The organism is Streptomyces sp. ATCC 21386 (genome assembly GCF_018728545.1).
GTDB lineage: Bacteria > Actinomycetota > Actinomycetes > Streptomycetales > Streptomycetaceae > Streptomyces.
Genome location: NZ_JAAVVL010000001.1, coordinates 2,821,321 through 2,835,428 on the forward strand (window position 1 = coordinate 2,821,321; position 14,108 = coordinate 2,835,428).

Here is a 14,108-nt window from a genome sequence, read left to right on the forward strand (position 1 = left end):
TGGGGACTCGTCGGTCTACCGCGTTACTTGGCGCCGAGACCGGCGTCGTCGACCTCGGACTCGCCCTCGGACTTCAGGACCTTGTTGAGGATCGACAGGTCGTAGATGCCGTCGAGCAGCGGGTCCTTGAGCAGACCGGCCTTCACCGCGTGGTCCGCCTCGGTCTGCAGGGTGGAAGCCAGCGGGTCGTTGGTGAACTGGATGGACGTCCACGCCGGGTCGAGGACCTTGGCGTCCAGCGCCTTGCCGGAGTCCTCCTTCAGCCGGGCGTTGGCCGCCTCCTTCGCCTTCTCCGTGTCGGAGTTGATGAAGGCGTTCGTCTTGACCGCGCCCCGCAGCACGGCCTCGACGACCTTGGGGTGCTCCTTGAGGAAGTCCTGCCGCACGATGATGTTCGTGATCACGAACTTCTTGTCCGGCCACAGGTCGGCCTCGTCCAGCAGCACCTTGGCGCCCTCGGCGACCAGCTTGGACGCGGTCGGCTCCGGCACCCAGGCACCGTCGACGGAGCCCGACTTGTAGGCGTCCGGGACGATCTTGTTGTCCGTGCGGACCACGGAGACGTCGCCCTTGCCGCTCTCGGCGTCGACCTTCCAGCCCTGCTCGGCGATCCAGTTGAGGAACGCCACGTCCTGCGTGTTGCCGAGCTGCGGCGTCGCGATCCTCTTGCCCTTGATGTCCTTCAGGGACTTGATCTTGTCCGGGTCGACGACGAGCTTCACACCACCGGAGGCCGAACCGCTGATGATGCGCAGACCCTTGCCCGCGGACTTGGTGTAGCCGTTGATGGCAGGGGAGGGGCCGATCCAGCCGATGTCGATCGACTTCGAGTTCAGCGCCTCGATCTCGGAGGGGCCGGCGTTGAAGATCGCGTACTCGGCCTTCGTGGCCCCGAGCTCCTTCTGGAAGATGCCCTCCTGCCGGCCGACCAGGGCGGTGGCGTGCGTGAGGTTGCCGAAGTAGCCGATCTTGACGGTGTCGAGACCCTCGATCTTCTCGGCGCCGGCGGCGACCTGGGCGGTCTCGTCGTCCTTGGCCTGGGAGCCGTAACCGCAGGCGGCGAGCGCCAGCAGGGGCAACGCGGCGGCCACGGCGACGCCGCGGCGGAGAAGGGCGGAGCGGTGTGCAGGCACGGGAGGTGGTCCTCTCGGAGGCCCGGCGGTCACGAACTCGTATGTCGTGGCCGGGAATTCAGGAAAATGGTCTTCGTCGCAACCGGGACGTCGGGTGGGGGGACGGGGCGCGCATGCGGTGCGCGTACGTCATCGCACACATCGCGCCACGCCGCCCTGCCCGCTGCCGAGGGCGCCGCTGCCCACACGGCCGCCCTCCTTCGCGAACAACCCGTAGAAGTCCTGGGGGTTCATGTCAGAAGTCCCACCCGTCGTCCTCGGCCTCGTCCTTGACGGGCTCCGGGGAGGCGAACGACTCGCCGACCATGCCGGCCGTCAGGGTCGTGCCGTCGGCGGGGTCGATCAGGATGAAGGAGCCGGTGCGGCGGGAGTCGGCGTAGGAGTCGACCGGCAGGGCCTCCGCCGTGCGGACCTTCACCCGGCCGATGTCGTTGGCGACGAGCTGTCCCGGGTGCGGGTGCAGGGACAGGTCGTCGAGCGTCAGCCGGGACGGGATGTCCTTGACGATCGCCTTGACCGTACGGGTGCCGTGCTTGAGCAGCACCCGGTGGCCCACCGTGAGCGGCTGGTCGGCCACATGGCAGACGGTCGCCTCGATGTCCTGTGTGGTCGCGGGCGCGTCCTTGCTGGGCACCAGCAGGTCGCCGCGCGAGATGTCGATGTCGTCCGCCAGCAGCAGGGTCACCGACTGCGGGGTGTACGCCGCGTCGACCGGCTTGCCGAGCAGGTCGATGCCGGTGACCTTCGTGGTCCGGCCGGACGGCAGCACCGTCACCGAGTCGCCGACGCGGAAGGTGCCGGCCGCGATCTGGCCCGCGTACCCCCGGTAGTCCGGGTGCTCGGCCGTCTGCGGACGGATCACGTACTGCACGGGCAGCCGGGCGTGGCAGTGCGCCAGGTCGTGGCTGACCGGCACGGTCTCCAGGTGCTCCAGGACCGTGGGGCCGCCGTACCAGTCCATGTTCGCGGACGGCTCCACCACGTTGTCGCCGGCGAGCGCCGAGATCGGGATCGCGGTGATCTCCGGGACGCCCAGCTCGGACGCGTACGCCGTGAACTCCTCGGCGATCCGCGCGAAGACCTGCTCCTCGTAGGCGACGAGGTCCATCTTGTTCACCGCGAGGACCACGTGCGGGACCCGCAGGAGCGCGGCGATCGCGGCGTGCCGGCGGGTCTGCTCGACGACGCCGTTGCGGGCGTCGACGAGGATCACCGTCAGTTCGGCGGTGGAGGCGCCGGTGACCATGTTGCGGGTGTACTGCACGTGGCCTGGGGTGTCGGCGAGGATGAACCGGCGGCGGGTGGTGGCGAAGTAGCGGTAGGCCACGTCGATGGTGATGCCCTGTTCGCGTTCGGCGCGCAGCCCGTCGGTGAGCAGGGCGAGGTCGGGGCCTTCCTGGCCGCGGCTAGCGGAGACCCGTTCCACGGCCTCCAGTTGATCGGTGAGGATCGACTTGGAGTCGTGCAGCAGACGGCCCACGAGCGTGGACTTGCCGTCGTCGACGGAACCGGCGGTCGCGAACCGCAGCAGCGTGGTGGCCGAGAGCTCCTCGGCGGTGATCGTGCTCATGCCTAGAAGTACCCCTCGCGCTTACGGTCTTCCATAGCGGCCTCGGACATCTTGTCGTCGGCGCGGGTCGCGCCCCGTTCGGTGAGCCGGGAGGCGGCGATCTCGGTGATCACGGCGTCCAGCGTGGTCGCGTCGGAGTCGACCGCGCCCGTGCAGGACATGTCGCCGACGGTGCGGTAGCGCACGAGGCGCTTCTCGACCGTCTCGCCGTCCTTGGGGCCGCCCCACTCGCCGGCGGTCAGCCACATCCCGGCCCGCTGGAACACCTCACGCTCGTGCGCGAAGTAGATCTCCGGCAGTTCGATGCCCTCGCGGGCGATGTACTGCCAGACGTCCAGCTCGGTCCAGTTGGACAGCGGGAAGACCCGGACGTGTTCACCGGGCGCGTGGCGGCCGTTGTAGAGGTTCCACAGCTCGGGGCGCTGGCGGCGCGGGTCCCACTGGGAGAACTCGTCCCGCAGCGAGAACACCCGCTCCTTGGCGCGCGCCTTCTCCTCGTCGCGGCGGCCGCCGCCGAAGACGGCGTCGAACTTCTCCGCCTGGATCTTCTCGGTGAGCGGCACGGTCTGCAGGGGGTTGCGGGTGCCGTCGGGCCGTTCGCGCAGCACCCCGCGGTCGATGTAGTCCTGGACGGAGGCCACGTGCAGCCGCAGTCCGTGTCGGGCCACCGTGCGGTCGCGGTACTCCAGCACCTCGGGGAAGTTGTGTCCGGTGTCGACGTGCAGCAGGGAGAAGGGGACCGCGGCGGGGGCGAAGGCCTTCAGCGCCAGGTGCAGCATGACGATGGAGTCCTTGCCGCCGGAGAAGAGGATCACCGGCCGTTCGAACTCGCCCGCGACCTCGCGGAAGATGTGGACGGCCTCGGACTCCAGCGCGTCCAGGTGCGACAGCGTGTACGGGGTGCCGGTCTCCCCCGAGACGGCGGCGACGGTGGTCGTCATGCCAGACCCCTCTCGGTGAGCAGCTTGTGGACCAGCGCGGCGGACTCCTGGACCGTCTGGTCCTGCGACTCGATGCGCAGGTCCGGGGTCTCGGGAGCCTCGTAGGGGTCGTCGACACCGGTCAGCCCGGAGATCTCACCGGCCGCCTGCTTGGCGTACAGGCCCTTCACGTCACGCTCGCTGCACACCTCGACCGGCGTCGCCACGTGCACCTCGACATACGCGGCACCGCTCGCCTCGTGGCGCCGGCGGACCGCCTCGCGGCTGTCGGCGTACGGCGCGATGACCGGCACGAGCGCCTTGACGCCGTTGCGGGCGAGCAGATCGGCGAGGAAGCCGATGCGCTGCACGTTGGTGTGCCGGTCGGCGCGGGTGAAGCCGAGGTCCGCGGTGAGGAACTCGCGGATCTCGTCACCGTCGAGGACCTCCACGAGGTGGCCCTCCTCGCGCAGGCGGCCCGCGAGTTCGTAGGCGATGGTGGTCTTGCCGGCGCTCGGCAGACCCGTGAGCCAGACGGTGGCTCCGGTGGCTCCGGTCGTCACTTGGTTCTCCTGGTTCGTCGCGGGAGCACGGCCCGTCCCGGGGCCCGTGTTCCCGACGGTGTCGGCTGTCTCGGCTGTCTCGGTCACAGGTGCAGCCCGCACTCGGTCTTGGCGTTGCCGGCCCAGCGGCCGGCCCGAGCGTCCTCGCCGGGGGCGACCCGCCGGGTGCAGGGGGCGCAGCCCACGGAGGTGTAACCGTCCATCAGCAGGGGGTTGGTGAGCACACCGTGCTCGGCGACGTACGCGTCCACGTCGTCCTGCGTCCAGCGGGCGATCGGGGAGACCTTGACCTTGCCGCGCTTCTCGTCCCAGCCGACGACCGGCGTGTCGGCCCGGCTCGCGGACTCGTCGCGGCGCAGCCCGGTCGCCCAGGCGTCGAAGCGGGTCAGGCCCTCTTCGAGCGGCTTGACCTTCCGCAGGAAGCAGCACAGGTCGGGGTCGCGGTCGTGCAGCTCGGGGCCGTACTCGGCGTCCTGCTCGGCGACCGTCTGCCGCGGGGTGATCGTGATGACGTTGACGTCCATCACGGCCTCGACGGCGTCCCGGGTGCCGATGGTCTCCGGGAAGTGGTAACCGGTGTCCAGGAACACGACGTCGACGCCGGGCCTGGCGCGGGAGGCGAGGTGCGCGACGACCGCGTCCTCCATGGAGGAGGTCACGCAGAAGCGGTTGCCGAAGGTGTCCACGGCCCATTGGAGGATCTCCAGGGCCGAGGCGTCCTCCAGATCGCGGCCGGCCTGCTCGGCGAGCCCCTTGAGTTCGGCGCGCTTCGCCGCGTCCGGGTCGGTCGTCTCCTGATCGGCCGCGTCCGCCTGGGACGCGGATGTGTCGGAATCCGCCTTGACGGCAGTCATATGTGATCCCCTCCGCTGTCGGCTCGCCGAAGCCCTCGGGACAACAACCCGAGGAACTTCAACTGGAAGGCTCGATTGCACGCTCCGCATTCCCAGGCCCCGTGACCCTCTTCGCTCGGGCGCAGGTCCTCGTCACCGCAGTAGGGGCAGTGGAAAGGGGCGGCTCGCTCGCTCATCGGTCGCGCCCCCCGTCCGTGCGCACGCGGGTGACGACGGCGCCGATCACCGCGCCGATGCCGGCGCACAGGAGGATGCCCATGACCGAGGTCATGACGAAGCTCATGACAGGGCCTCCTCGGAGGCGCGGGCGACCCATGTGGCGAAGCGCTCGTCGTCCTCGCGCTCTTCCTGGAAGCGCTTGAGCACGCGCTCGACGTAGTCGGGGAGCTCGTCGGCGGTGACCTTCAGACCGCGGACCTTGCGGCCGAAGCCGGCCTCCAGGCCGAGCGCCCCGCCCAGGTGCACCTGGTAGCCCTCGACCTGCTCGCCCGCGTCGTCGAGGACCAGCTGGCCCTTGAGACCGATGTCCGCCACCTGGATACGCGCACAGGCGTTCGGGCAGCCGTTGATGTTGATGGTGATCGGCTCGTCGAACTCCGGGATCCGGCGCTCCAGTTCGTCGATCAGCAGGGAGCCGCGCGCCTTCGTCTCGACGATGGCGAGCTTGCAGTACTCGATGCCGGTGCAGGCCATCGTGCCGCGCCTGAACGGCGAGGGGTTCACGGTGAGGTCCAGGGCCTCCAGGCCCGCGACCAGCGAGTCGACCTGCTCCTCGGTGACGTCGAGCACGATCATCTTCTGCTCGACGGTGGTCCGGACCCGGCCGGAGCCGTGCGCCTCGGCGAGGTCGGCGATCTTCGTCAGCGTGGTGCCGTCCACGCGGCCCACGCGCGGGGCGAACCCGACGTAGTAGCGGCCGTCGTTCTGCTGGTGCACACCCACGTGGTCGCGCCAGCGGGCCACCGGCTGGTCCGGCGCCGGGCCGTCGACCAGCTTCCGCTTGAGGTACTCGTCCTCCAGGACCTGCCGGAACTTCTCCGTGCCCCAGTCGGCGAGCAGGAACTTCAGCCGGGCGCGGGTGCGCAGCCGCCGGTAGCCGTAGTCACGGAAGATCGAGATGACGCCCTCGTACACGTCCGCGACCTCGTCCAGCGGCACCCAGGCGCCGAGCCGCTGCCCGATCTTGGGGTTGGTGGACAGGCCGCCGCCGACCCAGAGGTCGAAGCCGGGGCCGTGCTCGGGGTGGCGGACACCGACGAAGGCGATGTCGTTGATCTCGTGCGCCACGTCGAGCAGCGGCGAACCGGAGATCGCGGACTTGAACTTGCGGGGCAGGTTCGAGAAGTCCGGGTTGCCGATGATCCGCCGGCTGATCTCCTCCATCGCGGGCGTGCCGTCGATGATCTCGTCGGCGGCGATCCCGGCGACCGGTGAGCCGATGATCACACGCGGGGTGTCACCGCAGGCCTCGGTGGTGGACAGGCCGACGGCCTCCAGCCGCTCCCAGATCTCGGGCACGTCCTCGACGCGGATCCAGTGGTACTGGACGTTCTGCCGGTCGGTGATGTCGGCCGTGCCCCGCGCGAACTCCTGCGAGATCTCGCCGATCACCCGCAGCTGCTGGGTCGTGAGCCGACCGCCGTCGATCCGCACCCGCAGCATGAAGTACTTGTCGTCCAGCTCCTCCGGCTCCAGGATCGCGGTCTTGCCGCCGTCGATCCCGGGCTTGCGCTGGGTGTAGAGGCCCCACCAGCGCATGCGGCCGCGCAGGTCGTTGGGGTCGATCGAGTCGAAGCCGCGCTTGGAGTAGATCGTCTCAATGCGTGTCCGCACATTGAGACCGTCGTCGTCCTTCTTGAACTGCTCGTTGCCGTTCAGCGGGGTGAAGTGACCCGCGGCCCACTGGCCCTCGCCACGGTGACGGCTCACCTTGCGGCGGGGCGTGGCGGGGTTCTGCGGGGTGGCGGCCATGGTGTGTATGTCCTTCGGGAAAGGCGTGGAATCGGCTCTGACCCGCGCTTGCGCGCGCATGCGGGCACACGCGGGCAGCGTGTGCGGCGCCTGCGCGTCCTTGCGCGGGCTGAAACAGAGAAAGGTGCGGCGCTGTCGCCCGGGGTCGTCCAACCCCTCGCGGTCGGGCTCAGCTCACCGGACAGATGGCGCTGGACATGCGGCCGAGGTCGACGTGCCGCCGACTCACCAAGGCAATTCCAGTTCCAGACATGACGGAAGCGTGGCACGCCTCTTTAGACCGAGTCCACCGTCGTCCACATTCCGGACAAGGATGTCTTGTATCGCGAGACGATGTGACGTGGGTCATGGTGTGGACGGGGTCGCCCCGGGCCAAGGCCCCGGCGCGATGGCGTCGGCCTCGTCGGTCACTTTGGTGTCGAACAGGGTGAAACCGCGCCGCAGATAGTTCGCCATGGCGTGCTCGCCGTCCCGGGAGCAGGTGTGCAGCCAGACCCGCTTGGTGGGCGGCAGCTCCGGCCACCGCTCGGCGAGGTCCCAGGCCCGTGCCGTGCCGTACGACAGCAGGTGCCCGCCGATGCGCCGCCCCCGGAACCCGGGGATCAGCCCGAAGTAGACGATCTCCACGACCCCGCCGTCCTGCGGCTCCATCTCCACGTAACCGGCGGGCGTCCCCCGGTCGTAGGCGACCCAGGTCTCCACGCCCGGCCGCTCCAGGTGCTCCCGCCACCGGGCGTACGACCACGACAGCCGGTCGATCCACAGGACGTCCCCGCCGACCGAGGCGTACAGGAAGCGGCTGAACTCGGGGGAGGGGACCTCGGCGCGCACGATACGCACGTCGTCGCCCTCGGGCGCCGCGGCGGGAAGCAGATCGCTCGGCGAGGTCTGCTCCAGGGACCAGGTGGTGACGGGACTGCTGCTCATGGGCCCAGGGAATCACGTGCCCCGACTCACCTCCAAGGGCGGGCCGGGTCCCTGCGGGTCAGGGGCCCGGCCTCTCGGTGGCGCGGCCTAGTCGAGCGCGCCGGTGACGTCCGACAGTCTCACCGCGTACAGCACCCGCTCCGGGATGGGGTCGGTCAGCGTCCAGAGCTCGTCGCTCTCCGGCGAGTAGGCGAGGGAGGCGGTGTGCCGTCCCCAGCAGGCGTACGACCGGATGCCCGACTTCTCGTCGGCCTCGTCCGCCGCGCACCTCGGCGCCGCGGCGCCTTCGTCGTCCTGCCGCCAGAGCGTGCCGTGGCCCTCGCGCTCCTCGGCGGCCTGGTCGACGTACCAGTGTCCCTGGTGGGCGAGGACACCCCGGACACCGGACGCCTCGGTCTCGTACGCCTCGGTGGGGACCGCCCTGCTCGCGCGTCCCGTGGTCAGCAGGCCGGTGCGGTCGGCGGTGACGTCGAGGGCGTAGCGCCAGACCCGGGCGGGCCGCTCACCACCCGGCGCGGTCCGCTCGCTCGCGACGACGGCGGGCGGGGTCGACGTCCGGTCGAGGGAGAGCGAGCCGAGGCAGGGCACCCCGTCGTCGTCCCGCGCGTCGCAGCCGCGGCCCCTCGGCGGGCTGTACGAGGCGACCGCCGGCAGCGCGTACCGGTAGTGGTGGGCCGACCAGCCGTCGCCGGACCTGCCGATGGTCTCGCTGTCGGTCACGTCGGTGCGGAGGAAACGGGCCAGGTCGAACACGTACAGGGAGTCGTCCTCGCCGCCCTGGCTCCGCGGACCCCGCGCGGTGACGATCAGCTTGTCCTGGTACCAGGCCATGCCGCCGAGCCGGGCGCGCAACCCCTCGAAGCCCCGCTCCCCGGACGTCGGCACGACCAGCAGGACCCAGCGGTACCTGAGGTTCGACGGATCACTGGCGTCGACGAACGCGACCCTGGCGAGCCCCTCGTCCTCGGCACCGCCGGTCCGCGCGCCGGCGCCGGACGCCGCGCCGTCGGGTGTGACGCGCTCGGCGCCGCTGTGCGTCCAGCCGGACGCGATCACCTGGTTGTCCCGGGACGTGGTGACGGAGCGGGGGACCCACCGGTCGTCGACCGCGTCACCGGGTTCCCAGCAGTACGCCCGTGCGGCGACCGGCTCGACGGGCAGATTGTCCTTCTCGGTGCTGAAGCAGTCGGCCTCGCCGCGCATCACGTGGTTCGCGCTGCCCAGCACCTGGTCCAGACCGACTCCGCCGCCCATCTCAGCGGTGAGGGTGCGCAGCTCGGCGCCGTCCGTCGACGTCTCCCGGAGCTGGAGCGCGCGCAGCCCACCGGCCGACGTGATCGAGGAGAGGGCGCCCGGCGTCTCGCCGCCCGCCGCCTGCGACGTGCTGATCAGGGTGGCCGCCGCCGTGAGCGCCAGCGCGGTCCCCGCCAGGGACGCGCGGAGCGCACGCCCCCTTCTGCGTCGTCGGTGCCTGCCGCGGTGCTTCATCAAACCTCCCGGGGACGGCCAACTGCCTACCCAGAACAAGATCTTGACGGAGAGGCAGGTGGGGCGGCCTGGCAGCGATGCTACGTCAGTGGGACACGTGTCACGCCGAGGTCCCGGGAAATACAGGGAGATCCCTCACCCCGAGACCATGATCCGTTCACCGGTGCGAGGGCTGGGATGTTCGGCGAGGGGCTCAGAGGTTCGGCCCGGCCCGCTCGTGCCCCCCGGGCCCGTCCACCCGGAGGAGGCCACCCGGCGCACCACCGCGCGACCTCACCACCCCCGGCGCGACCGAGTGCGGCAACAGGTCCAACGGGGTCTCGGGCAGCAGGACTTCGACGTCGGCGCGTTCGGTGAAACGGTACGGCCGGTGATCGAGGAAGGTACCGAGATAGCGGCGCACCCGAGACATCTCGGCGCGGACCGTGACGGTGCGCCCAGGATCGCCGAACATGTCGTCGGCGAGCGCGGAGGCGCTGCGCCCACCCCGGTGCAGGGCGAGCAGGTACAGGAGTTCGGCGTGGCGAGGCGTGAGCTCATGCGTCCAGGAACCCGCCCCGCCGTCGACGGTCACGGTCCAACTGCGCGGGTGGGAGACGTCCAGAGTGATGTGTGTGGCGGTCGGGGCGGACGCGGGCTCCGCCACGGGCCGTATCAACCAGCCCGCCGGCAGTGGCTCGGCGATGCACGGACCGAGCGCCGGCAGCCGGCAGCGGCCGGGGGAGAGGGACGTCGGCAGCGCGACCCGGCTGGTGTACGGCATGCCGGTGACCGCGGCCGTCCAGCCGTCCCGGTCCACGGCGATCGCGCGGCCGCCGATCCGGGCCAGCACCGGAGCCGCCACCGCGCGCAGCTGTTCGAGCGAGGCGAGGTGCAGCTCCCGGAGGTGCGCCTGGGCGAGTTTGGCGACCGAGTCGACCAGCGCGAGCGTGGACGGGTGCAGCGTCTCCAGGGGGCCGCTGATGTCGACCGCGCCGAGCAGCCGGCCGTCGCGCGGATCGATGACGGGGGCGCCGGTGCAGGTCCAGGGGTGCAGGGCGCGCACGAAGTGCTCAGCGGAGAACACCTGGACGGCACGGCGGGAGACCAGGGGCGTACCGACGCCGTTGGTGCCGACGATCTCCTCGCGCCAGTCCGAGCCGATCCCGAGTCCGTGCCCGTCCGCCTTGCGGAGCACGGCCGCACTGCCCTCGCGCCACAGCACCCGGGCGTCCGCGTCCGCGACCATCATGATGTGCTGCGTGGTGTCCGCCAGGGAGAGCAGCCCCTCGCGGAGCACCGGCAGGACATGGCGCAGCCGCGAGGTCCGACGACGGCGCTCGACCTCGTCGCGGCCGAGCAGATCGGACCGGAAGTCGTGGTCGGGGTCCACGCCACCGCGCGCCGTGCGGCCCCAGGACTCCCGGATCACGGGGCGCGGGGCGGGTTTCGACGTCCGCCCGTCGAGGGCGGCGGCGCGCACCTCGCCGAGGACTCGGGCCGCCCGGGCGGCGTCCGTGGCGGTCAGCCGCGTGACTTCCATCGGCGAGTGCGGCACACGTTCCTCCCCGGCAGGCCGTCCGCTCCGCGGCCCCTGGTGGCCGTGGAAGTCCGGATCCGCGCGACGGCGTCGACTGCGGGTCTCCCAGTGTGCCGTTCTTCGGCCACGGAGGGGCGGCCTCCGGCCACAGAGAGGTCGAGTTGCAACCCTCTGCAACCCTGGCGGACCGGACCGTGCTCCTTGACACTTGTTCAACGTCGCCCGGTGCGGCGTCTGCGCTCCGTTCCGAGGGGCCACAGAAGCGGGGGTGGTGCCGTGTCGGCGCAGCACCACCCCCGCCTCGGACGGCCGGGCCGCACCACTCGAAAGAGGGGGCGCCCGACGCGAGAACGGGCGTACCCCGTACGGCTGCGGCTCAGCCCACCGGCCGTGCCCGGTCCACCACCGAGGCCAGATCCAGGGTGTGCGGCAGCGTGCCGAACGCCGAGCCCCAGTCCCCGCCGAGCCGGGAGGCGCAGAAGGCGTCGGCGACCGCCGGGGGCGCGTACCGGGTGAGCAACGCGCCCTGGAGGACGAGCGCGAGCCGTTCCACGAGCCGGCGGGCGCGGGCCTCGATGCCGTCCAGATCCGCGAGTTCGGTCAACAGGCCCTTGATCGCGCCGTCGAGACGGTGGTCGGCACCGCGCGCCCGGCCCACCTCCCGCAAGTAGGCGTCGAGGGCCCGCGGTTCGCGTTGCAGAGCCCGCAGCACATCGAGCGCCTGTACGTTCCCGGCGCCCTCCCAGATGGAGTTGAGCGGGGACTCTCGCAGCAGGCGCGGCATGCCGGACTCCTCGACGTAGCCGTTGCCGCCCAGGCACTCGGACGCTTCCACCACCAGCGGGGCGCACCGCTTGGTGATCCAGTACTTGGCGACCGGCACCGCGAGCCGCAGGAAGGAGCGCTCGTCCTCGTCGCCCGCCTCGGCCGCGTCGTACGCCGAGGCCAGCCGCATCGCCAGCGTCGTCGCCGCCTCCGACTCCAGCGCCAGATCGGCCAGCACGTTGCGCATCAGCGGCTTGTCGACCAACCGCCCGCCGAACGCCTCCCGATACGTGCAGTGATGCACGGCCTGCGCGACCGCCTGCCGCATCAACGAGGCCGCGCCCAGCGCGCAGTCCAGCCGGGTGGCCGCCACCATCCCGATGATCGTGCGCACGCCCGCACCCTCGTCCCCGACCCGGCGCGCCCACGTCCCGTCGAACTCGACCTCGGCGGAGGCGTTCGACCGGTTGCCCAGCTTCTCCTTCAGCCGCTGGATGCGGAACACGTTCCGTGAGCCGTCCGGCAGCACCCGGGGAACCAGGAAACACGTGAGCCCGCCGGGAGCCTGCGCGAGCACCAGGAACCCGTCCGACATCGGCGCCGAGCAGAACCACTTGTGGCCCGTCAGCTCGTACGTGCCGTCCTCCGCCAGCGGTCGCGCCGTGCTCGTGTTGGCGCGTACGTCGCTGCCGCCCTGCTTCTCGGTCATGCCCATCCCGAAGAGGGCCCCGGCCTTCTGGTCGGCGGGCCGCAGGTCCCAGTCGTAGAGCAGCGACGTCAACCGCGGCTCCCACTCGGCGGCGAGCGCCGGGTCCGTCCGCAGGGCGGGCACCGCCGCGTGCGTCATGGACAGCGGGCAGCCGTTGCCGGCCTCGACCTGGGTCCACACGACGAACGCCGCCGCCCGCCGCACATGACCGCCGGGCCGGTTCCAGGCCGCCGTCAGCCCCGCCGAGACCCCCTTGCCGAGCAACCGGTGCCAGGACGGATGGAACTCGACCTCGTCCACCCGGTTCCCGTACCGGTCGTACGCCCGCAGCTTCGGCGGGTTCTCGTTCGCGAGCCGCCCCCACTCCTGCACCTGCGCCGAGCCCGCCGTACGGCCGAACCCCGTCAGCTCGTCCCGCGCCTCCTCCAGGACCTCCGGCGCCAGATGCCGCTCGACCGCCTCCGTCAGGACCTCGTCGGCGGCGAAGACGTCGTAGTCCACCAGGGGCGGAGCCTGATTGGTCACTTCGTGGGTGCTGGATGCCATGTCCGGAACCTACCCGTCGACGTCCCGTCCTCACGGCGACGGCCAGGGGTGTCCCGCGGCGGGTGCCCGGCGCCGAGCCGAACCGGTCGGCGCCGGGCACCCGGAGGCCGGCTCAGACGGGCGCCGCCAGCTCGCCCGTCCCCAGGTCGCCCGCTCCGAACTCCTCCTCCGGGGCGAGCACGGCCTCGCCGTACTGCTCCAGCGGCCAGCCCGGCCGGTAGACGGTGTCCAGGTAGCGTTCGCCGAGGTCGGGCGAGATCGCCACCGCCGTGGTGTCGGGCGAGCCGTTGCGGGCGAGCCACTCACCGGCGCCGCTGACGACCGTGCCCGTGGAGCCCCCGAAGAGGAAGCCCCGGCGGGCCAGTCGATGACAGGTCCGTACGGTGTCGACCTCCTCCACCCGGACGACGTCGTCGACGTACGACGCGTCGAGGAGTGCCGGCGTCACGCTCGTGCCGAGCCCCGGGATCATCCGGCGTCCCGGCGCCCCGCCGAACGCGACCGACCCCACACTGTCCACGGCGACGATCCGCACCCGGCGCCGCCGCTCCCAGAACCACTGGGCGCAGCCCATCAGCGTCCCGGAGGTGCCGACCCCCACGAACAGCACGTCCAGACGCGGGAACTGCCGGGCGACGGCGGGTGCCGTGGTGCGGTAGTGCGCCCGCCAGTTCGCCTCATTGGTGTACTGGTCGAGCCACACGTACCGAGGATCGGTGGCGCACAGCGCGCGGACGTACGAGATCCGCGCCCCCAGGAAACCGCCGTGCGGGTCCGGCTCGGAGATGACGTGCACCCGGCTGCCCAGCGCCTCGATCACGCGCCGGGTCTGCGGATTGCACCGGGAATCGGTCACGCACAGAAACCGGTAGCCCCGGCTCGCCGCGATCATGCTCAGCGCGACGCCCAGATTGCCGGACGACGACTCGACGAGCGTCGAGCCCGGCCCGAGACGCCCCTCCCGTTCGGCGGCCCGCACCATCTCGGACGCGGCCTTGAGCTTGATCGAGCCGGCGAAGTTGAACCCCTCGCACTTCAGGAAGAGCTGCTGTCCGACGACCTGGCGCAGATCGACGTACAGCTCCTCCTCGTTGAAGTCCGTGGGAACGGATATGACTGGCACCGCTGCCCCCCTGGTTGTGC

12 protein-coding genes are annotated in these 14,108 nt (G+C 71.3%); all 12 read right to left on the minus strand.

The window, feature by feature from the left end:
- Window positions 1-23: 23 nt before the first annotated feature.
- Entirely contained in the window at window positions 24-1,133 is a 1,110-nt protein-coding gene (locus GWK25_RS12325; protein WP_215449868.1) for an aliphatic sulfonate ABC transporter substrate-binding protein, read from the minus strand.
- Window positions 1,134-1,368: 235 nt separating this feature from the next.
- Window positions 1,369-2,703 (minus strand): sulfate adenylyltransferase subunit 1, encoded by a 1,335-nt coding sequence (locus GWK25_RS12335; protein ID WP_215449872.1) that lies wholly within the window; start codon window positions 2,701-2,703, stop codon window positions 1,369-1,371.
- Between the two features lie 2 nt (window positions 2,704-2,705).
- Window positions 2,706-3,644, minus strand: coding sequence for a sulfate adenylyltransferase subunit CysD (gene cysD, locus GWK25_RS12340; RefSeq protein ID WP_215449874.1), 939 nt, complete (start codon window positions 3,642-3,644; stop codon window positions 2,706-2,708).
- Window positions 3,641-4,186: an adenylyl-sulfate kinase gene (gene cysC, locus GWK25_RS12345; RefSeq protein WP_374105888.1), complete on the minus strand. Its 546-nt coding sequence runs from the start codon at window positions 4,184-4,186 to the stop codon at window positions 3,641-3,643. Before cysC ends, cysD begins: the two co-directional genes overlap by 4 nt.
- A gap of 83 nt (window positions 4,187-4,269) precedes the next feature.
- Window positions 4,270-5,040 (minus strand): phosphoadenylyl-sulfate reductase, encoded by a 771-nt coding sequence (locus tag GWK25_RS12350; protein WP_215449876.1) that lies wholly within the window; start codon window positions 5,038-5,040, stop codon window positions 4,270-4,272.
- Entirely contained in the window at window positions 5,037-5,216 is a 180-nt protein-coding gene (locus tag GWK25_RS43390) for a hypothetical protein (RefSeq protein WP_251828837.1), read from the minus strand. Before GWK25_RS43390 ends, GWK25_RS12350 begins: the two co-directional genes overlap by 4 nt.
- A 103-nt stretch (window positions 5,217-5,319) precedes the next feature.
- Complete coding sequence (locus tag GWK25_RS12355) at window positions 5,320-7,011, minus strand: nitrite/sulfite reductase (RefSeq protein ID WP_215449877.1); 1,692 nt, start codon at window positions 7,009-7,011, stop codon at window positions 5,320-5,322.
- A 345-nt stretch (window positions 7,012-7,356) separates the two neighbouring features.
- Window positions 7,357-7,938, minus strand: coding sequence for a GNAT family N-acetyltransferase (locus GWK25_RS12360; RefSeq protein WP_215449878.1), 582 nt, complete (start codon window positions 7,936-7,938; stop codon window positions 7,357-7,359).
- An 87-nt stretch (window positions 7,939-8,025) separates the two neighbouring features.
- Window positions 8,026-9,426 (minus strand): hypothetical protein, encoded by a 1,401-nt coding sequence (locus GWK25_RS12365; protein ID WP_215449879.1) that lies wholly within the window; start codon window positions 9,424-9,426, stop codon window positions 8,026-8,028.
- 193 nt (window positions 9,427-9,619) lie between these two features.
- On the minus strand, window positions 9,620-10,948 hold the full coding sequence (locus GWK25_RS12370) for a helix-turn-helix domain-containing protein (protein ID WP_215457340.1): 1,329 nt from the start codon (window positions 10,946-10,948) through the stop codon (window positions 9,620-9,622).
- Window positions 10,949-11,321: 373 nt separating this feature from the next.
- Window positions 11,322-12,965, minus strand: a complete 1,644-nt coding sequence (locus GWK25_RS12375) for an acyl-CoA dehydrogenase family protein (protein ID WP_215449880.1) — start codon at window positions 12,963-12,965, stop codon at window positions 11,322-11,324.
- Between the two features lie 112 nt (window positions 12,966-13,077).
- A complete protein-coding gene (gene sbnA, locus GWK25_RS12380) occupies window positions 13,078-14,088 on the minus strand; it encodes a 2,3-diaminopropionate biosynthesis protein SbnA (protein ID WP_215449881.1) in 1,011 nt (336 codons plus the stop codon).
- Window positions 14,089-14,108 lie beyond the last annotated feature (20 nt).

Bases quoted from the DNA above. Each gene is read 5' to 3' on its own strand.
- GWK25_RS12335 (WP_215449872.1), bottom strand. From the start codon at position 2,703: ATGAGCACGATCACCGCCGAGGAGCTCTCGGCCACCACGCTGCTGCGG.
- cysD (WP_215449874.1), bottom strand. From the start codon at position 3,644: ATGACGACCACCGTCGCCGCCGTCTCGGGGGAGACCGGCACCCCGTAC.
- GWK25_RS12350 (WP_215449876.1), bottom strand. From the start codon at position 5,040: ATGACTGCCGTCAAGGCGGATTCCGACACATCCGCGTCCCAGGCGGAC.
- GWK25_RS43390 (WP_251828837.1), bottom strand. From the start codon at position 5,216: ATGAGCGAGCGAGCCGCCCCTTTCCACTGCCCCTACTGCGGTGACGAG.
- GWK25_RS12355 (WP_215449877.1), bottom strand. From the start codon at position 7,011: ATGGCCGCCACCCCGCAGAACCCCGCCACGCCCCGCCGCAAGGTGAGC.
- GWK25_RS12360 (WP_215449878.1), bottom strand. From the start codon at position 7,938: ATGAGCAGCAGTCCCGTCACCACCTGGTCCCTGGAGCAGACCTCGCCG.
- GWK25_RS12365 (WP_215449879.1), bottom strand. From the start codon at position 9,426: ATGAAGCACCGCGGCAGGCACCGACGACGCAGAAGGGGGCGTGCGCTC.
- GWK25_RS12370 (WP_215457340.1), bottom strand. From the start codon at position 10,948: ATGGAAGTCACGCGGCTGACCGCCACGGACGCCGCCCGGGCGGCCCGA.
- GWK25_RS12375 (WP_215449880.1), bottom strand. From the start codon at position 12,965: ATGGCATCCAGCACCCACGAAGTGACCAATCAGGCTCCGCCCCTGGTG.